Here is a 21749-nt window from a genome sequence, read left to right as displayed (position 1 = left end):
CATGGTCTTTTTGACTGTGCAGTTTGCTCCGCACAGTCAAAATGATGTAAAATCCGCTACTTCATAATGAATCTAGGCGTCTAGACGCAGCGCAAGGCAGCATCGGAGCGAGCAAGTTTGCTGCAAGCGATCGAACATCAGCCCGAGCCGCTACAGGGCCATCCTTAACTCTGTTGTCGGATCAAAGAGATTGGCACTTGCCGGATCGACGGTAAAAGCGATGGGGTCCCCTCTTCGTCCAGAAAAACGTGGCTCTATTCGTGCGACCACCGTTTGACCACCGATGAGAGCGGTGAGCATCGTATCAGGGCCCGTGGGCTCTACGACGTCGATATTGCCAAGGAAAGTTGCAGGCTTGTTATCGTGAACGACCTTCAACTCTTCGGGACGGATACCGAGAATAACATCTTGCTCGATCAGTCCTGCATCGCTGCGACCCAACTCAAGCAGAATGCCTTCCGCCCTGAACTGCCAACCGAAATCGCCACTGACCAGCCGTCCTTTCAGAAAATTCATGGCAGGTGAGCCAATAAAACCTGCCACGAACATATTGGCCGGTCGCTCGTAGATTGTGCGAGGGTCAGCCAGTTGCTGGATGTGACCGCCTTTCATGACCGCAACTTTTGTCGCCAGCGTCATGGCCTCGATCTGGTCGTGGGTGACGTAGACGATGCTGGTGCCAAGTCTTTCATGCAGTCGCTTGATCTCGGTGCGCATCTCCACACGCAGCTTGGCGTCGAGGTTCGAGAGCGGTTCGTCAAACAGGAACAGATCCGGGTCGCGGACGATTGCACGACCCATCGCCACACGCTGGCGCTGACCGCCGGAAAGGTTGGCCGGTTTGCGATCCAGCAGATGCGCGACCTGCAACATATCGGCAGCACGCGCGACAGCTTCGCGCCGCTGATCGACAGGTGTGCCGCGCATTTCCAGCCCGAAGCCGATGTTTCGCTCCACCGACATGGTTGGATAAAGCGCGTAGGATTGAAACACCATGGCGATGTTTCGATCTTTCGGCGGCAAGTTGGAGACCGATTGTCCGCCAATGGCGATATCGCCGCTTGAGGTCTCATCGAGACCGGCGATAATGTTGAGAAGCGTGGATTTGCCGCAGCCGGATGGCCCGAGCAGCACCAGAAAGCCGCCATCCTCAAGCTTGATGTCGATGCCATGCAGGACTTCGAGTGCACCATAGGATTTGCGGACGTTGTTGAGTGACAGTGTCGCCATTTTACGTTGTTCCTTTAGCCCTTTATGGCTCCGGCGGTGAGACCCTGAACCATTGCCCGCTGGACGATGGCAAACAAAAGCATGACGGGGAGAATGCTGAGAATGCCGCCTGCGGCCAGGACGCCCCAGGGAAGCTGGAATTCGCCGACCATCAACTGAAGCCCGACAGGCCATGTACGAGACCCCTGCCCCGTGGTCAGCATCAGAGCGAAGATGAATTCGTTCCAGGCGGCGATGGCGATGAAGACGGAACTGGCGACCAGACCGTTTCGTGCCAGGGGCAGCACGATGCGTACCATGGCACCAAGACGAGTCGAACCGTCGATGCGCGCCGCACTTTCAAGCTCCTTGGGTGCGGCATCGAAAAAGCCCTTGAGCATCCATACGAAAAGCGGCAGCAGGAAGCTGGTATAGGCGAGCGCCAGGCCGAACCGGCTATCCACCAGCCCTACGGTTCTCATCATCACATAAAGCGGGATGATCATCATTACGGCGGGGAACATGCGGATCAGCAGGTAACCCAGCATGATGTTGTTGCGTCCACGAAACACCAGCCGCGAGAAGGCGTAAGCAGCCAAGGTGCCGGTGACGACGCAGATCGCGACCGTGACGGTGGTGACGATGAGACTGTTAGTGATCAGCACCGGAAAGTTCGACTGGGTCCATATCGCCACATAATTTTCGGATGTAATGTGCGTCGGGATATACTGCATCTGCGACGTCACGATATCCGCCTCGGGCTTCAGCGATGTCAAAAACATCCAGACCATGGGGCCAAGGCAGAAGGCCGCGAGCGTGAACAGAACCGCGTAAGTCAGGATATCGGCTGCCATTCGCCTGCTGCGATTGCTTTTAAACATGGCTTATTCCTTCGTTATGCGCGACAGGCGGATGTAGATCGTTGCGAAGACCATCAGGATGAAGAACATCACAACCGAAAGAGCGCCTGCGTAACCGAAGTTAAAATCGCGATAGGCCGTCTGAAATGCGTAGAGCGACAGGACCTGCGTTGCGTTGCCGGGGCCGCCGCCTGTCAGCACCAGCAAAAGATCGGGCGAGTTGACGAGGCTGATGACGCGCAGGATCACGGCAGCCGTGATCACCGTCTTCAGCATCGGCACGGTGATCAGTCTGAACTTGGTGAAGGAGCCAGCACCATCCACGGCTGCGGCCTTGTACAGATCTTCGGGTATGCCTTTCAGGCCAGCCAGAAACAGAAGCGCAAAAAACGGAAAGCCGTGCCACGCCTCGACGAGAATGGTTGCGGCAAGAGCGGTACTGGGATCAGCGAACCAGGCCTTGTAGGAACTCAACATGCCGAGCCGAACCAGAATATCGTTGATGACGCCAAGGCGTGGATCGAGAAGAAGCGCCCACATATGCCCAGCCACGACATTCGGCAGGAAATACGGTAGCAGGATCAGCACGCCGAAAATCTTTGTGCCCGGCAGATTGCGGTTGAGTGCCACGGCTGCGATGAAGCCGAGCGTCATCTCGATCGTAACGGCTGCGACAACCCAGATCGCCGTGTTCTTCAGCGAAATCCAGAAGACGCGATCCGACATCATCGCGACGTAATGCTTCATTCCCACCCAGCCATTGAGTCCGGGGCGCGTCAGGCGCATTTCACGCACGCTGATGAAGAAGCCGTAGATCGTGGGGTAGGCAACCACCAGAAACAGCAGCAGAAGGCTCGGCAGGAGAAGAAGATACACCCAGCAACGCGTTTCCGAGATTTCTCCGAGACTGCTGAAAGGATGGCGTCTTGAAAGTGGGGTCATGGAAATGCGGCGCTGACGCCGTCCCTGCTTGGGGCGCGATACGGCAGGCCGCACCGCGCCTATAAGAGATTAGCGCAGCGCTGCTTCAAGGCCCTCGATCATCCGATCAACGGCTTGCTCGGGCGTCAACTGCCCCGTCAGAACCGACTGGAACGTGGGATTGACCACATTTTCCGACCAACCGGCAGCGCCGACGAAGTTGTTCGGCAGGCGGCCAAATTCGAGCGTCTGCGTCGCAGCGGCGTAAATCGGATTTCCCGTGATCCGCTCGTCTTTAAGGGCGGCGGTGGACGCCGGGAAGTAACCGGTTGCCTCAAGAAGCGCGATGGCCGCGTCGGTCTGGCCCCAGAAGCTGATCCATTTCCATGCGGCCTCGACATTGTCTTCCTTGAAGATGCCGTTACCGGCATAGGAAACACGGGCAATGTGCGCCTTGGGACCGGCTGGCATGGGTGCGGTGGCAAATTGAACGCCGGGCTTCAGTGCGGTGGAGATTTCGATCAGCGAACCGGTATGGTGCCAGATCATCGCCGTTTGGCCGGTTCTGAAACCTTCCATGATCTGCCGATAACTATCGTTTGGCGCGCTCGGCGGCGCGACTTTCTCCTTGCGAAACAGATTGGCGTAGAAGGTGATCGCCTCGACCGCAGCTAGCTTGTCGATGGCAGCCTGACCATCCTTGACGAGCGGTGAGCCAAAGGCCTCCATGACGTCGATCACGTATTTGAAGGCACCCGCCCCACCGCGCATGCCGAATGCGTATCGGTTCTTGGATGGGTCCGTCAGTTTGCGGCAGACTGTCAGGAACTCGTCGAAGGTTTTGGGAGGAGCCGAAACTCCCGCTTCCTCGAAATAGTCTTTGCGATAATACATCCAGTCAACGAAGGCATAAGCTGGCACGGCGTAGATCGCACCCTCACTCGACATTCCAGCCCAGCGGTTGTCCGGCAGATTGGCCTTGCCTTCCCACTTATTGATACGCTCGCTGATATCGACCAGCGCACCCATTGCAGTGAGGTCGGCAAAGCGCTCTGCGATCACCATCCCGGTATCGGGACGACCACCCGCCACCACCGCGGAGGATACCTTCGCCATATATTCCGAATTAGGGATGCTTTCCTGCGTCACCGAAATGTCCGGGTTCGCCGCTGCAAACAACTGGATGATTTTGGCCAGACCTGCCATCTCCGACTGGCTCGCAAAATGGTGCCAGTAATTGATTGCGGTCGCCGCGTTGGCACTGCGCAGGCTTGCGGCAAAAGCCAGCACTGCACTTGCTGCCAAAAATTCACGTTTGCTCAGATGCATCGAAACCTCCCAAGAGATCAGACTCCCAATCTGATCGATCAGTTGAAGCTAGCACCAATTCTCAACATCTGCAACACGCACATCGACACCCTCTGAAATTAGGAGTTCTAATTTATACGAGCCCGAGGTTTCGCTGCATGGCCGCCTGAAAATGCGCCTGCAACGCCTTTTCCGCAGCATCCGCATCTCGCGTTCCACAGGCTTCCAGAATATCGAGATGCTCCTTCAGTGTCCGGATCAGAATCGGCACCGTCACCTTACGCTCGAGCCGCAACAGCCGCAGATAATTGTGCATGCGCCGGTAAGCACTTTCTATCAGCGGATTACGCAAAGCCTGGATAATGTGACCGTGCAAATCGAGTTCGAGCGCATCCATTTCAAGCAGTTGCTCCGGGCCAATACCGTCGCGCTCCACCCGTCGCAAAAGCCGGGAATGCCGTACTTCCAAGGCATTTGTAATGTTTTCGTCTGCTTCTTCCGCAAACACGCGCACAGCGGCACGTTCGACAATCGAGCGAAACTGGTAGGTGGAACGTGTAAGTTCCAGACCAGGCCGAATGAACTGAATGCCTGACCGTGGATGGATGGTCAGAATGCCCTCGGCGTCCAGCACACGCAATGCATCCCGCAACGGCGCCACCGGCACATCGACAATGGCCGAAAGCTCGCTCTGTGAGATAAAAGCGCCGACAGGCACCTTGCGCTCGAAAAGGCTTTCGAGAATGCGCTCATAAGCAACATCGCTCAGGCGAGGTATGCCCACTTCTTTTACGCCTGATTTCACAGTTTGCCGCTCCGACTTTTTTTTCATGATGACAGAAAATTTCCTTTCTGATAGATCAGTATTAGTTTTTAAGCGATCAGAGAGTCCGCCATGACTATTTCTCATTTCCGTATAACGCGATTTCAGTTTGCTCGCGACCGTGTAATTGGCGACAGTCAGGTTCGCGCCGACGACGCCAACGTTGCAGCGCTGGAACTGGTCTCTGAAACCGGTGATGTAGGGCTGGGATTCATCCAGACACTGTTCCATCCGCTGCCTGATCAGGCAGAAATAGAAGCCGTTTTCGAAAACGAGGTTTGGCCGACGTTGAAGGGCCAAAAGGCGATAGGCCTCGTGCATCGTGTCAATCGTCCCCGTGGCGGAAACCAGCGTGCGTTCTCCCTGCCGTTTCATGAAGCGCTGCAAGTCGCACTCTGGGACCTTGCTGCAAAACAAGCTGGCATGCCGCTACACAAATTGCTGGGAAGTAGACGTGATCGCGTCCGCGCTTATGCCAGTGGTCTCGACTTCCATTTGAGCGATGAGGCATTCTGTGCGCTGTTCTCGCACGCCGCAAGTATCGGATACAATGCGTTCAAAATCAAAGTCGGACATCCCGACTTCAAGCGCGACCTGAAACGGCTCGACCTGCTTCAGCAATCGGTGCCGAAGGGCTCGCTAATCATGATCGATCCCAACGAAGCCTGGAACTCCAAGGAGGCTCTCGTCAAACTGACCGAAATCCGCGACGCCGGCCACGATCTGCTCTGGGTCGAAGATCCTATTTTGCGTCATGACTTCGAAGGGTTGCGGACACTGCGTCACGCCGTCAACTGGACACAGATCAACAGCGGCGAATATCTCGATCTGCCCGGCAAGCGCATTCTCCTCGAAAATCACGGCACCGATCTTCTCAATGTCCATGGGCAGGTGACGGATGTCATGCGGATCGGTTGGCTCGCTGCCGAAGTTGGCGTTCCGGTGAGCCTCGGCAATACGTTCCTCGAAGTCGGCGTGCACATGGCGGTCGCCCTGCCAGAAGTGGAATGGCTGGAATATTCCTTCCAGAATTTCGATCACCTGGTGGAAACCCCCATCGAAATCCGCGATGGCTACGCTTACGCCCCCGACAGACCCGGACATGGTCTCGTGCTGTCGGAAGAAGCAAGGAAGGAATGGGCAAGACCAAAACGACTGGACAGATCACAGCTTGGTGCTGCACCGAAGAACATTCGTCTCCCTCTTGATCTTCTTTAAATCTGAGGTAATTGGCCCCAGCGCAGTCGCATCAACAGGCCATGGGCAAGACACATGAAAGCTGCGCGATCTTAATAAAAATACGCCTTGCGCGGCATTTTTTACGACAGTGCGCGCAGAATGAGCGCCCATCGTAGTATCGTAGTATCGCAGCGTTCGAAAATCTTCTTGCCTCTGAATGCCACGAAAACGTCAAAGTTCATTCAGGCATGGTTCACGGTGCGGGTCGCTAAATCACGTCACCCTCAACGGAGTGATGAGAGATGCGCAAGATAATTTTTAGCGCGGGAATAGTTCTAGGCAGTATCGTTGCAAACGCCGCTAACGCTATGCCGTTAGTTCAACCGTCCGTTCCCTTAGCATCAGACGCGCAAAAGATAGACTATGCCTGTGGGCGGGGCTTCCACCTTTCTCCACGTGGCTATTGCCGACCAAACGGTCCTCCACGCGAGTATCGCGATCGCTGGGAAGCCAGAAGAGAATGGCGCGACAGACGCGATCGTCGCGAATGGCGAGAACGCCGAGATTGGTATGAGCAGCAGGAATGGCGTGCGCGGCATGATTATCGCGATTACCGATGGTGATTGTCCAGGCTGCTAGAGCCAGAACGTTCTGGCTCTAGCAGGTTGCAGCCGCTCTTGTGGCCCAGCAAAGCAAGCACCTTATTCGGAACCAGAAGCGCTTGATCCCGTTACGTGATCATCCAACACGGAGGAAAACCCATGGATCATACAAACCATATTCGCCTGTCGACAACAGAGTTGACGCCTGAGATTTTGGAGGGTGCGACGGTTTACGGCGCCGATGACCACAAGGTTGGAAAGGTAGATCACGTCCATGGCGGAGCAGACGGCCAAGCCATCATCGATGTCGGCGGTTTTCTCGGAATCGGTGCCAAGCCAGTTGCTGTCGCTCTGAGTGATCTCGACTTCATGCGTGATGAGGACGGCGATGTTCATGCGGTGACATCTTGGACGAAGGACCAGTTGAAAGACATGCCTGAACACCATCACTGATGAGATTAAGGGCCCGGTTTAATACCGGGCCCTGACCTACCTTATCCACCACAGTCTGAAAATCCCGGCTTCAGAACAGGTCTTAGAGCTTTGTAAACTGATCTGAGCTCAACTTGATAACAAGCCCCACTGTCTCGCCGAAGTGTTAACGAGAATGCAGTGATCATATTGAAAAACACGCGTAGCATATTGGCGGGTTCGCTCTACGATCCATGTGTCGCCAAGGACTTCGATGTCGGCTTGTTAGGAAGAGTTCTTCATTAGGCTAATGAACATAGTCACCTCCTCGTTCGTGAGATTCTGGCAAAGCCTATAACTTGAGCCACGATCAGAGCGTGGCGACGGGTTACGTTGAAGTCGCTGGAAAGCCCGACCTGTGTCGCGTTATTCCCCGGATCATCCATCCCGACCGTCGTGCCGAAACGCGCGCCTGCAACGTCGGATCCGTCTCCAGCAGCCGAACAAAGACTATACTCTCTGTCAACCGACAATAGCCGAACCACTGGTGCTTCGGCGTGAGATACTGATGCAGGCTGCATCCAGAATTACAAATTGGCGGTGCAGGGTCCGAAGGAGCGTGCGAACAAAGGCTGCATAGTGGCTACGAGTGCACGTTTAGGCGACGCGGTAGGCGCGGTTTTTGGCAACGTCCCGACAAGCGCTGTGCCATCTCGTGTCTTCAACGATCGAGCAGCCGAATACATCAAATCTTTGAAATCTTTCAGAGCAATGCCATCGGCGCGCATGACTGCAAGGATAAGCGGATCGCCAAAGATTTCAGCAAGGGTCATATCGTTTGTCATCTGGTTCATCGCAGTCTCCTTTCGACAAGTCCCACGCCCCTGAAAACCGGCGATCGCTTGACTGGAACAAGTTGGGGTGTTACCAGTAAGTAACATTTGAATAGTTACCGACCGGTCACACCCATGTCAACACTGCTGCAGGATAAAAATTGAACCTCATGAAATCCGATAAATCTGATTCCGCTTCCGAACAGAAAAAAATCGCACCTCGTGACCGGATCGTGTCGACGGCCTGTCAACTGTTTCGCGAACATGGGATACGCGGCATAGGTGTTGATGCCATCGCGGAAGCGGCCTCCACCAACAAGATGACATTATATCGACATTTTGGCTCCAAGGATGACCTTGTATGTGAAGCGCTCAAGCACAGTTCTCAAACGCTTGAGAAGGCCTGGGAAGATCTCGAAACAGAGAGCCCCGGCGACGCGAGAGCTCAGCTTGCGGCATGGGTTAAAGCGCGCGCGAAATGTCTTTCCAGCGAGCCCTACGGATGCGATTTGGCCAATGCTGCAGTGGAGTTGAAGGAGCAAGGACACCCGGCGCATGCAGTAATAGAAACGCTAAAGATGCAACAACATTCCCGGCTCGCCGCGCTCTGTCGTGCAACAGGTGTAAGTGATCCGGACCTTTTGGCTGACACACTGTCCATGCTCTTGGAGGGAGCCCGCGTCAGCAAACTTGCAGCAGGCAAAGAAGGCCCTTCGATGCGGTTTACGCGTGCGTGTGAAGCGGCGATGATATCGTTCGGTCTAAGTTCACAAGCCTCTCCCTGAAGTCTGATGAGGTTGCGGCTGATGTGCTACCGAGCGCGTAAGACGGAATCTTGATCGCCTGATTTAAAGTGCTGGTCAAAAAGGCCCATGCACCGAAGACACTGTCTTCGTATAGGGGCTTCCGCGCCGACGTCCGCTCAGTAGCCCTGCGCAGTCATTTAATCACAAGACCACGCTCTTAAGGCAGTAGCCATGGCACGGTGACGTCATCACCGATGATTTCGGGCATTGTCATAGCGTTGCATTGCGTCCTCGATCTTTTCGCCGTTCGCGGCTGCCCACGAACACAACGCTTCGAACGGTTCTCGCAGTGAATGGCCCAGAGGCGTGATTGCGTACTCAACACCAACAGGCTGCGTTGGAAGTACTGTTCTCGTTACCAAACCGTTTCGCTCAAGCCTCTTCAAGGCGTCGGCCAGAGCCTTGTGCGTAATTCCATCAAGACGCCGCTTGATTTCGTTGAAGCGCGAGGGTTTGGGACAGATCACAGTCAGGATCATGATCGTCCATTTGTCAGCAATCTTGTCCAGCACCGGGCGTACCTGCGGCATGTTGCAGAGTGCGCGATGAGAGAGATCTTCGAAGTCGGTATACTCATCCATATCTAAGCTATCCAAGGTGCGTAATTGATATCAGATATCCACCGTATATCATAGCGGGACCATTCAGTGAAAGGATTTACGATGGCTCGAATGAATAACAAGGTGGCACTGGTCGTGGGCGGCGCAAAGGGCATTGGCCTTGCCATCGCGGAACGACTTTCTGCTGAAGGCGCAAACGTCTTCATCACCAGCCGTAGAGGCGAAGATGCTGAAAAGGCGGCTACAGGCATCGGCAATGGCGTGGTCGGCATTGCCGCAGACGCAGGCTCGCCAGATGACATGATCACGGCTGTTGAAACAGTCCGCAAAGCATATGGTCGTGTCGACGCGCTTGTTTTGAACGCCGGTCTGTCCGAACCATCGCAGATCGCAGATATGACGCCGGAGCATTTCGACCGCCACTTCGACGTCAACGTCCGAGGTATGGTGTTCGGTTTACAGGCTGCTCTCCCTGCAATGAAAGAGGGCAGCTCCGTCGTGCTCATTGGCTCCATTGCGGGGAGCGCAGGCTACGCGGGTTACGGAACTTATTGTGCAACGAAAGCAGCCGTTCGATCCTACGCAAGAACCTGGACGGCAGAACTTGCCCCAAAAGGCATCCGCGTCAACGTGGTTGCCCCCGGCCCTACCGATACGGAGATGATGGCTGCTGTTGCAGAAGACACCCGCGCGACAATTGTCGCTCCGATCCCGATGGGCCGAATGGCAAGGCCCTCAGAAGTCGCTGCCGCCGCCCTGTTCCTGTTGAGTGATGACGCAAGCTACATCGCTGGCGCCGAACTGTGCGTCGATGGCGGCTTGCGCCAGGTCTAACGGCCACAGAAACGATGGATCCGATCTTGCCAGGTCGGATCCATCAAAACGCGCCTGACGACAGGCCGGAGCGAGTGAACTGAATTCTGATGACGTCGTATGAGCGGGTCCGGCATCTGGTTGGAACGCTCACCCCGACGAGCCACCTCCGGGCACCGGACCCGAGTTCCGAGAACGAACGTCCCGCCGTGCCAAATTCTCTGTAGTCATGTGTATCTTAGGGCATCAATTGCCCGCCATTCACCTCTATGACCTGCCCGGTGATGTACCCGGACATAGCCTCTGAGGCGAGGAAGAGAAACGCGCCGACGCACTCCTCCGGCATCCCTTCACGTCCCATTGGGATGGTCATGCGTTGGGCGGCCATGACCTCAGCGGAGGTGTACCGGTCGTGAAACGGCGTCTGGATCAGTCCGGGCGCAACGGCGTTCACGCGGATTCCGTCTTTGACGAATTCCTTTGCCTGCCCTCGAGTTAAACTGCTGACGAAGGCTTTGGCCGCCGCGTAGAGCACGGCTCCGCCGCCGCCGCCATTTCTCGCCGCGATCGATGTCGTGTTGATGATGAACCCGCCCCCGGAAGCGACGAGATGGCGATGGGATGCAACACTTGCCTCCCACAGGGACTTTGCGTTCAGGTTCAAAACGCGATCGAAATGCTCAGCTGTGGCTTCCGTAGTTGGAATTCTCCCCAACATTCCTCCCGCGTTGTTGATGATCCCATCAAGCCCCCCGAGAAGACGCGATGCCTCGTCTACCACCTTCACGCCCATACCTGGAGCACCCAGGTCACCTTGAACGAGCACCGTATTTTTGGAATGCTGACCCTGAAGCGTGGTGGCGGCCTCGCGGCTTTCGTTGAAGTGAATGGCGACGCGAGCACCCTGCGCAGCCAACGCCATGACCACAGCAGCGCCAATCCCCGTCGATCCTCCGGTTACCAGAACACGCTTGCCTTTGAGATCGTCAAACACAAAACCATTGAACATGCTATTTCCTCCTCAAAGCTCTAACATATGTCTGCAATCACCTCGAAATCCATAGCTAGAGACATAATGGGTATATCGACCCCAATTATAACTTCCGGCCTTCTCACCCATGTGGGGCAAGTCAAGCAATCCGCCCGTCATTATCCGCCAGCCGATGAAAAGACGAAAACTAAGGACAAAGTTGCGCGCAACTCTGCCGGACACAGAACCTGAATTTAAAAATTAAATCAACGTCGTATCCACAGCGAAGCACTCAGCCTCATGCTTGTTACCCACACAATTGCGCGCTCGAAACCTGACTGTATTTATATATTTTTCGCTCAGATAATTACATTTTTTCGACAAAATCAAAAATATTACAAACTTAAACTTTCTCTCTTGCCAGACCCAAATTCCGGTGCAATCTTGAACAAAAGGCAAAAAGCCGCATCGATAAGAATATGGGAACGATACTATGCTGGGACCGTCAGGCCATCAGGATACCTTTGCCCGCGATAACCTTCCGCCCTTCGAAGAATGGCCGGATATCAAGCTCGATGGGTTCCAATACCCGGACTGGATGAATGCGGGCGTCGAGCTGACCGACCGTATGGTGGAGCGTGGTTTCGGCGACCGCACCGCCCTCATCGGCAATGGTAGGCGCCGCACCTACAAGGAGCTTTCCGACTGGACGAACCGCATCGCCCGGGCGCTGACGGAAGATTACGGTCTCAAGCCGGGCAACCGCGTTCTCATCCGTTCCGCCAACAACCCTGCCATGGTCGCCTGCTGGCTGGCCGCAACGAAAGCGGGCGCAGTCGTGGTCAACACCATGCCGATGCTGCGCGCCGGTGAACTGACGAAGATCATCGACAAGGCGGAAATCACCGTTGCGCTGTGCGATACGCGCCTGATGGATGAACTGGTGATGGCCGCAAAAGATAGCGACTATCTTGCGCAGGTGATCGGCTTCGACGGCACCGCAAACCACGATGCCGAGCTGGACAGGGCAGCGCTTAACAAGCCGGTTCAGTTCGATGCCGCGCAAACCGGCCGTGATGATGTCGCACTACTCGGTTTCACATCGGGCTCGACCGGTGTGCCCAAAGCGACGATGCATTTTCACCGTGATATTCTCATCATCGCCGATGCCTATGCCCGCGAAGTGCTCGATGTCAACGAAGACGATGTCTTCGTCGGCTCGCCGCCCCTCGCTTTCACCTTCGGCCTCGGCGGTCTGGCGGTCTTTCCCTTGCGCTTCGGAGCAAGTGCAGCGCTTCTTGAAAGCGCAACGCCGCCGAACATGATCGAGATCATCGAAACCTACAAGGCCACCATCTGCTTCACGGCGCCCACCGCATATCGCGCCATGCTGGCCGCGATGGATGAAGGTGCCGATCTGTCGTCGCTGCGCCTTGCGATTTCCGCAGGTGAAACGCTACCGGCACCCGTTTTCGAGGAATGGGTGAAAAAGACCGGAAAACCCATTCTGGATGGCATAGGCGGCACGGAAATGCTGCATATCTTCATTTCCAATCGCCCTGACGATTTCAAGCCCGGCTGCACCGGCAAGCCCCTTGCCGGTTATGAGGCGCTGGTCGTTGATGCCGACATGAAGGAAGTGCCGCGCGGCACGCCTGGCCATCTCGTGGTCAAAGGCCCCATCGGCTGCCGTTATCTTGCCGATGATCGTCAGCGCAAATTCGTTCGCAATGGCTGGAACCTGCCGGGCGATACCTTCGTGGAGGACGAAGACGGCTATTTCCACTTCGCCGCCCGTTCCGACGACATGATCGTGTCGGCTGGTTACAATATCGCCGGGCCTGAAGTCGAGGCAGCACTTTTGAAACATGAGGCTGTCAGGGAATGCGCCGTTATCGGCGCAGCTGACGATATCCGTGGCACGATCGTGGAAGCGCATATCGTGCTGGCACCCGGCTATGACGCCTGCGATGCGATGGCGAAGCTGCTGCAAAATCACGTCAAGGCGATGATTGCGCCCTACAAATATCCGCGCTCCATCATCTTCACCGATACGCTTCCAAAGACCGAGTCCGGCAAGATCCAGAGGTTCAGACTGAAACAGCGCGAGGCGGTATAACAGCGAACGCACATAAATCCGCGAGAGCGGTCATTGCAAGTCGTCATATGATTGTGGATGGTAACGTTTCGTCGGTCATGGGCTGATCGGAACAGAAAACAAAAATGGGGAACACGACATGAAAACAATACTCGCCACGACAACCCTCGCACTCAGCCTCTGCGCATCGAGCCTTGCCATGGCCGAGCCGCTGAAGATCGGCATGATCACGACCCTTTCGGGCGGTGGTGCTGGCCTTGGCGTCGATACGCGTGACGGCTTCATGCTGGCCATCAAGCAATCCGGCAACAAGGACATTACGGTCGTTACCGAAGACGACGCGCAAAAGCCGGAACTTGCGGTTCAGATCGCCGATAAGATGATCCAGAGCGACAATGTCGACGTGCTGACTGGCATCGTCTGGTCCAACCTGTTGATGGCAGTCGTGCCGGGCGCTGTTGCCCAGGGCAAGTTTTACGTTTCGACCAACGCGGCACCGGCGGCTTTGGCTGGCAAGGGTTGCAACAAGCTCTATTTCAACGCGGCCTATCAGAACGACAATCTTCATGAAGCCATGGGCGAATATGCCAACAAGGGTTTCAAGAAGATGTTCATCCTGGCGCCGAACTATCCTGCTGGCAAGGATTCGCTTGCCGGTTTCAAACGCTACTACAAGGGTGAGGTCGTTTCCGAGGTCTACACCAAGGTTGGTCAGACGGATTACGCCGCCGAGATCGCCCAGATGCGTGCATCCGGTGCCGATGGCATCTTCACCTTCCTTCCCGGCGGCATGGGCATTGCCTTCATGAAGCAGTTCGCGCAATCGGGTGTGAAGGTTCCGGTCATGGGTCCCGGCTTCTCCTTCAGCCAGGATGTTCTGCCCGCCATCGGCGATGCGGCACTTGGTGTCAAGGCGTCCGGCCAGTGGGCACCGGACTTCGACACGGATGTGAGCAAGAAATTCGTGGCCGACTTCCAGAAGGAATATAACCGCCTGCCATCGATCTATGCCGTGCAAGCCTATGATGCGGCCCAGTTGATCGTGTCAGCGGCTGCCAAGGCGAACGTCAAGGACGCAGATGCCTTCCGCGCCGAACTGCTGAAAGCAGACATCAAGTCGCCGCGCGGAAACTTCAAGTTCAATACCAACCAGCATCCGATTCAGGATCTCTACATCACGGAAGTCGTGAAGAAGGATGGTGTGCTGACCAACAAGACGGTCGAGAAGATTTTTGCCGATCACGGTGATGCCTATGCCAAAGATTGCAAGATCTAAGGCAGCAGCGTGACCATTGCACTTGCTATCGAACAGTTGCTGAACGGCATCCAGCTTGGCGTCATGTTGTTTCTCATGGCTGCCGGGCTGACGCTGATCTTCGGCGTCATGGGCCTCATCAACCTCGCTCATGGCTCTCTCTATATGGTCGGCGCATTTGCTTGCGCCACCGTCGCCGCCTGGACCGGCTCCTTCTGGCTCGGCCTCGTTGCCAGTCTCATCTGCGCCGCAGCAGCCGGGTCTATCGTCGAACTGACCGTCATCAGGCGGCTCTATGACCGGGATCATCTCGATCAGGTGCTGGCGACCTTCGCGCTCATTCTCATTTTTTCGGAAGGCACACGCTGGATGTTCGGCTCCTTCCCGCTCTACCTCGACATTCCGCCGCTGTTGCAGGGCGTCGTGAGCCTTCCGGGAGATGCGAGCTATCCCGTCTATCGGCTGGCGATCATCGCCGTTGGTGCGCTTGTGGCGCTGGGTCTTTATCTGCTTATCGGCAAGACGCGCCTTGGCATGCGCATTCGCGCAGGTGAAAGCGACCGCGAGATGATCGGGGCGCTGGGGGTCGATATCCGCACGCTCTACACATTGGTCTTCGCGCTGGGCTCGGCTCTTGCGGGGCTCGCGGGTGCGCTTGTCGGCGCTTTACAATCGGTGCAGGTCGGCATGGGCGAACCGGTCCTGATCCTCGCCTTCGTCGTCATCGTTATCGGCGGCATCGGTTCGATCAAGGGGGCGCTGTATGGCGCGCTTCTGGTGGGTGTCACCGATACGTTGGGACGCCTTCTGCTGCCGCAACTTCTCAGCCTCTTTGTCGATCCATCTCAGGCAGGCATGATCGGCGGCGCTGCGGCATCCATGCTGATCTATGTCGTCATGGCCATCATTCTGGCTGTTAAACCGCGCGGGCTCTTTCCGCCAGCCCATGCGTGAGGCCCGGAACTTGATGATGTCGATGACCCGCGAAAATACAGTCAATCTCGTCCTTGCCATTGCCTTGCTGGCGGCTCCGCTCGCTGCAAACGCGCTTGGCCAACCGTTCTACGTGACACTCGCCACCCGCATCGCCATTCTGGCGCTGGCAGCGCTCGGTCTCAATCTCGCGCTGGGACTTGGCGGTCTCGTCTCCTTTGGCCATGCGGCTTTCTTCGGCATCGGTGGATATGCTGCTGGCATTCTCGCCAGTCACGGCTTTTCCGGCGACCCCATGCTTTTCGGTTTGCCCGGTACGGTGCAGATGCCACTCATCTGGATCGTCGCGGTCTGTGCGGCGGGACTGGTGGCATTGCTCATCGGGTTGATCAGCCTTCGCACAGCCGGTGTTTACTTCATCATGATCACGCTGGCCTTTGCGCAGATGGTCTATTATTTCGCGATATCGTGGCCAGCCTATGGTGGAGAGGACGGCCTGTCCATTCTCGTGCGCAACCAGTTCCCCGGCATCAACACCATGAAGCCGCTCAGCTTCCTCCTCGTCAGTTACGTGGTCCTGATGGCTGGCATCGGCCTCTTCGCGCTCATTCGCGCCTCGCGTTTCGGCGCGGCCTTGCAGGCGGCGAGGCAAAACGAGACCCGCGTTGCAACCGTCGGCATTCATCCCTATCGCATCCGTCTCGTCGGCTTCGTCATCTCCGCCATGATCACTGCGCTGGCCGGTGCGCTCTATGCCGATCTCAACCGCTTCGTCAGTCCCTCCATGCTGTCATGGCATATGTCGGGCGAATTGATCGTGCTGATCATTCTGGGTGGTACGGGGCGTCTGTTCGGCCCTGTCGCGGGAGCGGCCCTTTTCGTGGCTTTCGAGTTCGCATTGGGGGGCCTGACCGAACGCTGGCAGTTCTTCCTCGGCCTCATCCTTCTTGGTGTCGTGCTTTTTGCCCGCGGCGGATTGCTGGGCCTTTTGGCCGGAAAGGCAAGACATGGCTGACGCTGTTCTCCAAATCGACAATCTCGTCAAGAGTTTCGGTGCGCTGCGCGCAACCGATGGCGTCACGCTCGATCTGCGCCCCGGTGAAATCCACGCGCTGATCGGCCCGAACGGTGCTGGCAAATCCACGCTGATTCATCAGATTTGCGGAACCCTGCGCCAGGATACGGGCACGATCCGCTTTGCGGGAGACGACATCGGCCACCTCGACACCGCCGAACGCGCGCGGCGCGGTCTGGGGCGCACATTTCAGGTGTCCTCGCTGGCACCGGAATTTTCCGCGCTGCGCAATGTGATGCTCGCCGTGCAGGCCAAACAGGGAACGAGTTTTCGCTTCTTCAAACCCGTTATGAAAGACAAGACGCTGGTCGATCCGGCGATGGCCATTCTGGAGCGTGTGGGACTTGCCGACCGCGCGCGTCTGCCAACCGCAGAGCTTTCCCATGGCGAACGGCGTCAACTGGAAATCGCCATGGCGCTGGCGCTCCAATCGAAAGCCTTCCTTCTCGATGAGCCCATGGCCGGGATGGGGCCGGAAGGGTCGAAAAAACTGACCGACTTCCTCGACACGTTGCGACAGGAAGCGCCGATCCTTCTGGTGGAGCATGACATGGATGCTGTCTTCGCACTTGCCGACCGGATATCCGTCCTCGTCTATGGCAAGGTCATCGCGACCGGCACCGTAGACGAAATCCGCAACGACCCCACCGTGCGCACCGCCTATCTGGGAGACCACGCATGATGCTCTTGGATATCAAGGATATCACCACCTATTACGGCGCCAGCCAGGCACTGTTCGGTGTGGAATTGACCATTGACGAAGGCGAGGTCGTGGCCCTGATGGGCCGCAATGGCATGGGCAAATCGACCACCATCAAGTCGATCTGCAATCTCATGCCACCCAAATCCGGCCACATCGTCTTCGGCGGTAAGAATACGCAAAGGCTGCCACCCTACAAGGTGGCAAGGCTCGGCGTCGGGCTGGTGCCGGAGGGACGGCGGTGTTTTCCAAACCTCTCCGTCCATGAAAATCTCGTGGCGGCGGCGAGGCCGGGGCCATGGACACTGGAGAAGGTCAACGCGCTGTTTCCACGTCTGGACGAACGCCGGGATCAGATGGCAAAATCCCTGTCCGGCGGCGAGCAGCAGATGCTGGCGATTGGCCGTGCGCTCATGACAAATCCGCGTCTTCTCATTCTCGATGAGGCGACGGAGGGTCTGGCCCCCGTCATTCGTCAGGATATATGGCGCGCTATCCGCCAGCTGAAGGCCGAGGGCCTTTCCATTCTTGTGGTCGACAAGACGCTGTCAGAGCTTCTGCCGGTCGCCGACCGTTGCGTCGTCATCGAGAACGGGCGGACCGTCTGGCAGGGCGTGAGTTCCGATCTGACTGCCGACATTCAGGACCGTTATCTCGGCATATGAAATCTCTCCCGTTTCCCTGACGGTCAGAACTGCCAGTTGGCGGGCACCCAGGCGTAGCCACCATCGGTCTTCAGCATTCGGCCAAGACCCGGAAATGGATAGTGGAAGCCGAGGACAGGCATACGCTCGGCGGCTGCCATATCGAAGATGCGCCGGCGAGAGGACAAGGCCGTCTCCTTGTCGCGGTCTGGGCCCGGAAGCCAGGCCCTGTCGATATTGACGACAGGGTGATAGGCAAGGTCTGCGGTCAGCAGTAACTGGTCGCTCCCGGAATGGACAAGGAAAGTGGCCATGCCCGGCGTGTGCCCGGATGCGACGACGGTCGTCAGGCCAGGGACGATCTCTGCACCTGCCTCATAAAGCTCGATATCGTTCATGAACGGCTCAAGGCTGTTCTTGATGTTTGCCGCAAAGCGCAGACGGAATTCCTCCGGCACCGGCATGTAGGAGAGATCCGGATCGGTACGGACGAAAAAGTCCCAGTCGGCCTTGGGAACGAAGACGGTGGCGCGGGGAAAGGCCTTGGCACCATCTGCAGTTATCAGGTTGCCAACGTGGTCCGGGTGGGTGTGCGAGATGACGATGGCGTCAATATCCGCAGGACCGAGGCCGATCGCCGCGAGGTTTTCAAAGATGCGACCGCCATTCGGGCCCATGGTCTTGCCAGCTCCAGCCTCGATCAATATCCGCCGTCCGCCGGTCTCGATCAGCAGCGTATTGAGGTTGAGCGTCATATGGTCGGTCGGCAGAAATGCCTGCCGCAGAACCTCCTGAAGCTCAGCCTCCGGCGCATCGCTAGCATAGACGCGGGGCGGACCACCTATCACGCCATCGCTCAAGACGGTTGCGCCGATCTCTCCCACGCGAAAGCGGTAATGACCAGAATTTCCGGTCATTGCGGCCGCGGTCTGGGCCTTGGCGCTGCCAGAGCCACCCAGGCTCGGAATGAGCATGCTTGATGCGCCCGCGACAGCGGACAGCATGATGGCGCGTCTGTTGAGGGTAAAGGCATTCATCGATTTCCCCTTTTGCGTTGGGCACTCTCTTGCTTCGTTCATTTCATGGGTCGAAGTGCCCGGCGAAGGAAGCAGATCGAGCAGCGTTAAGCTCTAGGGTAACGATGACACGGGTCGATTGCTCTGATAAGCTGCGCAAAGTTTATCGCCTTGATTAGAAAAACTTCTCAATGGACCCTATTCGCCTCGACAGCTTTGACGTGTTCGTGGCCATTGTGCGCTGTGGCGGCTTCCGCGCCGCCGCACTCGAACGAGGGGTCTCTTCATCGGCCTTGAGCCAATCGATGAACACGCTGGAAGAAGCTTTAGGTATCCGGCTTCTCAATCGAACGACAAGAAGCGTGTTTCCGACGGAGGCAGGACAGCGCCTTCTTGAACGTCTCGCACCTGCGTTGAGCGACATCAGAATCGCCATCGCAGAGGTTGATGAATTGCGTGACAGCCCATCTGGCACTCTCAGGATCAACGCGCCGGCACCAGCGGTCGATCATTTTCTCTGCCCCTTGGTATTCGACTTCATGGATCTCTATCGAGAGGTGAAGATCGAGATCATCAGTGATGCGGCCGTCATCGATATCGTGGAGCAAGGTTTCGATGCTGGCGTAAGGTTCGGCAAGCAGCTGGCACAGGACATGATTGCGCTGCCGCTGGGGCCCGCGCTACGTTATGCAATCATAGCTTCGCCTGATTATATCGGGAAATGCGGACAGCCGAAGACGCCGCACGAGCTTGTGGACCACGACTGTATAAGGCGTCGCTTCCCAGGCGGAACGCTTGTCACATGGGCGTTCGACGAAGGAGGCGAAGAGATCGAGGTTACTCCAACGGGCCGCCTGACGGTCAGCTCCGCGCACAACGAACTGCAAGCCGCACTGGCGGGCAGAGGAATTGCCCATGTGTTGGATGACTACGCAAAACCATATATCCAAAGCGGACAACTGGTGGAACTTCTCTCCGACTGGAGCCCCATTCTGCCGCACTGGTTCTTATACTACCCCAGCCGTCGCCTCCCGAGCGCCGCCATGCGCGCGTTTCTCGACTACATCAGGAGTTACGACTGGCAGGCCAAAGGTTCGTGATGGCCGCAGATGAGGAATTGAAAGCTCATCGGCACGGAGCGGAAACCTGTGCCGGGGGCTCGACATAGCCGGGCGAATGATGAGGTATACGACAACCGTCAACGAAATTTTCCGGCAGTCGGCATACCGACCTTCCTTAGTTTCTGGTCATGGTCCGAGACCTTCCGGAAAGAGGTCCGACCTCTGGCGTCTCATTTGACGCGCTGCCATTCTATCCTGATTTCAGTGCCTTCCGGCCTGCGGAATTGTTCGGTCATGCGGTCACCGTCAACGATCAGCCTCAGATCATCGCGTGTTCGTACACTGCCGACCCAGTTCGGAAAGGTCGCCCCGTCGACACGGTTTCCACTGAATTCTCCCTTCTCATCAACGGTATAGGTTCCAAAAAACCCAATATTGCGTGACATGGCCATGCGATTTTCATCATCGGTTCCCTCTCCGCGCGCATTGGAAGCGAACCGCGGGACGTCCGCGTCGGTGAGGACTTCGACGAAGCGCATATCGGGGGTGAAGACGAGAAGGCCGTTGGGGCTCTTTCCATAAGCGGCTATATTTTTTCCGCCGGGGTCAATCGTTGCCGACATCATCCGCCAGGTGCCGACGATCTGGTTTTCCGCGGTGGTCTGAGCGAGGGCAGAAGACGAGATGCTAAGGGCGAGTGCCAATATGATGGGCCGAATAGACATGTTGTTTCCTTTCCTGTTCATGCGGCCTGTGTTTCCAGACCCTTGCTGCGGTTCACAAATCCTGCCTGTCGGCGGAATACGCCACCTCCCGCTGCGCCTCAAGAGCGTCTAGGCGCGCGGAAAGCGCGTGTGAGATAGAGGAATAAGCCGTGCTACCCAAAGCCAGCCGCAACGGCGGCGTCTCGCTCTCGGCAGCTGCTATGCTTGCGGCTACCGTGCGCGCCGCATCTCCCTTAATCTCAAAGCTGCCCTCAGCAATCGCCCGGCGAACGGCCCCGGCAGGGGTCGTATCGTAGGCATCCATCGGTGTCGCAAAGACGAGATTGGCCCCGAAATTCGTGCCGGTCGGTCCCGGCTCGGCGATCATGAAGTCGATACCGAAAGGCTTCACCTCCTGCGCCGCGGCTTCTATGAAGCCCTCGATGCCCCACTTGGTTGCGTGATAGAGGCTGAAGCCCGGATAGGCGATCTGCCCTCCTTCGGACGACACCTGAACGATCTGCCCGCCGCCTTGCCTTCGAAGAAGAGGAAGTACTGCACGGATCAGACGGATGGATCCAACAAGGTTGGTGGCGATCTGCCGGTCGATCTCTTCAATCGTGAGCTCTTCCGCAGCACCGAACAGGCCATAGCCAGCGTTGCTGACGATCACGTCGATCCGGTCGTGACGCTCGAATGCGCCCTCGACAGCCGAGCTTATACTCTCCGGCTTGACCAGATCGAGCGGCACGACATCAAGGCGTTCGCCGAAAACCCGTTTGAGTTGTGTCAGCGCCTCCGGGCGGCGGATCGTTGCCACCACTTTGTGTCCCTGATCGAGCAGCTGTTGTGTCATCTCGAGACCTAGCCCCGAGGAAGCGCCGGTGATGAACCACGTCTTTGGCATGTGAACTCCTACTCTCTTCGTCCGCTAAATGTAAAACAACGACATTGGTGGTATAAGACCT

The 21749-nt window shown here is 56.8% G+C and carries 22 protein-coding genes; 11 read left to right on the top strand and 11 right to left on the bottom strand.

Features of this window, described 5'->3' with window-relative positions; genetic code table 11:
* Window positions 1–150: 150 nt before the first annotated feature.
* The 5 genes from ugpC to ASF29_RS08420 all read right to left on the bottom strand — a co-directional run bounded on the left by ugpC (window position 151) and on the right by ASF29_RS08420 (window position 5130).
* Entirely contained in the window at window positions 151–1230 is a 1080-nt protein-coding gene (gene ugpC, locus ASF29_RS08440) for a sn-glycerol-3-phosphate ABC transporter ATP-binding protein UgpC (protein WP_062450247.1), read from the bottom strand.
* 14 nt (window positions 1231–1244) lie between these two features.
* On the bottom strand, window positions 1245–2090 hold the full coding sequence (locus ASF29_RS08435) for a carbohydrate ABC transporter permease (RefSeq protein ID WP_062450246.1): 846 nt from the start codon (window positions 2088–2090) through the stop codon (window positions 1245–1247).
* Window positions 2091–2093: 3 nt separating this feature from the next.
* The gene (locus ASF29_RS08430) at window positions 2094–3011 is read right to left on the bottom strand and encodes a sugar ABC transporter permease (protein ID WP_062450325.1); all 918 of its coding nucleotides are present in this window, start codon (window positions 3009–3011) and stop codon (window positions 2094–2096) included.
* A 69-nt stretch (window positions 3012–3080) separates the two neighbouring features.
* Complete coding sequence (locus tag ASF29_RS08425; protein WP_062450245.1) at window positions 3081–4319, bottom strand: sugar ABC transporter substrate-binding protein; 1239 nt, start codon at window positions 4317–4319, stop codon at window positions 3081–3083.
* A 112-nt stretch (window positions 4320–4431) separates the two neighbouring features.
* Window positions 4432–5130 (bottom strand): GntR family transcriptional regulator, encoded by a 699-nt coding sequence (locus ASF29_RS08420; protein ID WP_062450244.1) that lies wholly within the window; start codon window positions 5128–5130, stop codon window positions 4432–4434.
* A 63-nt stretch (window positions 5131–5193) separates the two neighbouring features.
* Here ASF29_RS08420 and ASF29_RS08415 point away from each other — a divergent pair, with 63 nt between their 5' ends.
* Together ASF29_RS08415 and ASF29_RS08405 are read left to right on the top strand one after the other, a co-directional pair.
* Window positions 5194–6339 (top strand): mandelate racemase/muconate lactonizing enzyme family protein, encoded by a 1146-nt coding sequence (locus tag ASF29_RS08415; protein ID WP_062450243.1) that lies wholly within the window; start codon window positions 5194–5196, stop codon window positions 6337–6339.
* 722 nt (window positions 6340–7061) lie between these two features.
* Window positions 7062–7355, top strand: a complete 294-nt coding sequence (locus ASF29_RS08405) for a PRC-barrel domain-containing protein (protein ID WP_062450241.1) — start codon at window positions 7062–7064, stop codon at window positions 7353–7355.
* A gap of 545 nt (window positions 7356–7900) precedes the next feature.
* Here the strand turns inward: ASF29_RS08405 and ASF29_RS08400 are convergent.
* Window positions 7901–8167, bottom strand: coding sequence for a hypothetical protein (locus tag ASF29_RS08400; protein ID WP_062450240.1), 267 nt, complete (start codon window positions 8165–8167; stop codon window positions 7901–7903).
* Window positions 8168–8316: 149 nt separating this feature from the next.
* Here ASF29_RS08400 and ASF29_RS08395 point away from each other — a divergent pair, with 149 nt between their 5' ends.
* On the top strand, window positions 8317–8931 hold the full coding sequence (locus ASF29_RS08395; RefSeq protein ID WP_062450239.1) for a TetR/AcrR family transcriptional regulator: 615 nt from the start codon (window positions 8317–8319) through the stop codon (window positions 8929–8931).
* A gap of 209 nt (window positions 8932–9140) precedes the next feature.
* On the opposite strand, the gene ASF29_RS08390 is transcribed toward ASF29_RS08395, so the two are convergent.
* The gene (locus ASF29_RS08390) at window positions 9141–9533 is read right to left on the bottom strand and encodes a helix-turn-helix domain-containing protein (protein ID WP_062450238.1); all 393 of its coding nucleotides are present in this window, start codon (window positions 9531–9533) and stop codon (window positions 9141–9143) included.
* Between the two features lie 81 nt (window positions 9534–9614).
* On the opposite strand from ASF29_RS08390, the gene ASF29_RS08385 reads away from it, so the two are divergent.
* Window positions 9615–10346 carry an SDR family oxidoreductase gene (locus ASF29_RS08385; protein ID WP_062450237.1) on the top strand — a complete coding sequence of 244 codons (732 nt, stop codon included), beginning with the start codon at window positions 9615–9617 and terminating at the stop codon, window positions 10344–10346.
* A gap of 217 nt (window positions 10347–10563) precedes the next feature.
* Here ASF29_RS08385 and ASF29_RS08380 read toward each other — a convergent pair whose 3' ends face one another.
* Window positions 10564–11334, bottom strand: coding sequence for an SDR family oxidoreductase (locus ASF29_RS08380; RefSeq protein ID WP_062450236.1), 771 nt, complete (start codon window positions 11332–11334; stop codon window positions 10564–10566).
* Between the two features lie 454 nt (window positions 11335–11788).
* Between ASF29_RS08380 and ASF29_RS08375 the strand changes: the two genes are divergently transcribed.
* From ASF29_RS08375 to ASF29_RS08350, 6 genes are all read left to right on the top strand, one after another.
* Window positions 11789–13414, top strand: coding sequence for a benzoate-CoA ligase family protein (locus ASF29_RS08375; RefSeq protein WP_062450235.1), 1626 nt, complete (start codon window positions 11789–11791; stop codon window positions 13412–13414).
* Between the two features lie 118 nt (window positions 13415–13532).
* Window positions 13533–14669, top strand: a complete 1137-nt coding sequence (locus tag ASF29_RS08370; RefSeq protein WP_062450234.1) for an ABC transporter substrate-binding protein — start codon at window positions 13533–13535, stop codon at window positions 14667–14669.
* A gap of 9 nt (window positions 14670–14678) precedes the next feature.
* A complete protein-coding gene (locus ASF29_RS08365) occupies window positions 14679–15602 on the top strand; it encodes a branched-chain amino acid ABC transporter permease (protein WP_062450233.1) in 924 nt (307 codons plus the stop codon).
* Window positions 15603–15624: 22 nt separating this feature from the next.
* Window positions 15625–16596, top strand: a complete 972-nt coding sequence (locus tag ASF29_RS08360; protein WP_062450324.1) for a branched-chain amino acid ABC transporter permease — start codon at window positions 15625–15627, stop codon at window positions 16594–16596.
* Window positions 16589–17338, top strand: a complete 750-nt coding sequence (locus ASF29_RS08355) for an ABC transporter ATP-binding protein (protein ID WP_062450232.1) — start codon at window positions 16589–16591, stop codon at window positions 17336–17338. The genes ASF29_RS08360 and ASF29_RS08355 overlap by 8 nt, the downstream gene beginning before the upstream one ends.
* A complete protein-coding gene (locus ASF29_RS08350; protein WP_062450231.1) occupies window positions 17335–18021 on the top strand; it encodes an ABC transporter ATP-binding protein in 687 nt (228 codons plus the stop codon). Before ASF29_RS08355 ends, ASF29_RS08350 begins: the two co-directional genes overlap by 4 nt.
* Before the next feature lie 23 nt (window positions 18022–18044).
* On the opposite strand, the gene ASF29_RS08345 is transcribed toward ASF29_RS08350, so the two are convergent.
* Complete coding sequence (locus tag ASF29_RS08345; protein ID WP_062450230.1) at window positions 18045–19037, bottom strand: MBL fold metallo-hydrolase; 993 nt, start codon at window positions 19035–19037, stop codon at window positions 18045–18047.
* A gap of 170 nt (window positions 19038–19207) precedes the next feature.
* Here ASF29_RS08345 and ASF29_RS08340 point away from each other — a divergent pair, with 170 nt between their 5' ends.
* On the top strand, window positions 19208–20116 hold the full coding sequence (locus ASF29_RS08340; protein WP_062450229.1) for a LysR family transcriptional regulator: 909 nt from the start codon (window positions 19208–19210) through the stop codon (window positions 20114–20116).
* 191 nt (window positions 20117–20307) lie between these two features.
* Here ASF29_RS08340 and ASF29_RS08335 read toward each other — a convergent pair whose 3' ends face one another.
* Both ASF29_RS08335 and ASF29_RS08330 read right to left on the bottom strand, forming a co-directional pair.
* Window positions 20308–20802, bottom strand: coding sequence for a lipocalin-like domain-containing protein (locus ASF29_RS08335; protein WP_062450228.1), 495 nt, complete (start codon window positions 20800–20802; stop codon window positions 20308–20310).
* Between the two features lie 52 nt (window positions 20803–20854).
* Window positions 20855–21688: an SDR family oxidoreductase gene (locus ASF29_RS08330; RefSeq protein ID WP_062450227.1), complete on the bottom strand. Its 834-nt coding sequence runs from the start codon at window positions 21686–21688 to the stop codon at window positions 20855–20857.
* Window positions 21689–21749: the final 61 nt, after the last annotated feature.

It is taken from the genome of Rhizobium sp. Leaf262 (genome assembly GCF_001422245.1).
GTDB lineage: Bacteria > Pseudomonadota > Alphaproteobacteria > Rhizobiales > Rhizobiaceae > Agrobacterium.
This window is presented reverse-complemented; position numbering and strand designations above follow the sequence as displayed.